Source organism: Pseudomonas sp. P7758 (assembly GCF_013386485.1).
Lineage (GTDB): Bacteria > Pseudomonadota > Gammaproteobacteria > Pseudomonadales > Pseudomonadaceae > Aquipseudomonas.
This window is the reverse complement of record NZ_JACARS010000239.1, coordinates 1-272: the sequence shown is the minus strand read 5'-3', so window position 1 is coordinate 272 and position 272 is coordinate 1. Positions and strand designations below refer to the sequence as shown.

The following is a 272-nucleotide window of genomic DNA, read 5'->3' as shown; positions in this document are numbered from 1 at the left end:
ATGATCTGCACCCAGGTGGTGGCGAGCATGCCGCCGAAGGTCACGTAGAACACCATCAGCACGCCCACCAGCATCACCGCGTACAGGTAGTCGATGCCGAACAGCAGCTCGATCAGCTTGCCGGCGCCCACCATCTGCGCCACCAGGTACATCAGCGCCACGGTCAGGGTGCCGAAGGCCGAGGTCAGGCGCACCGGGGTCTGCTCCAGGCGGTAGGACACCACATCGGCAAACGTGTACTTGCCCAGGTTGCGCAGGCGCTCGGCGATCAG

The 272-nt window shown here is 64.7% G+C and carries 1 pseudogene; it reads right to left on the bottom strand.

The features are described from left to right. Positions 1-272: pseudogene (gene actP / locus HX873_RS31930) on the bottom strand (cation acetate symporter); the annotation flags it as partial.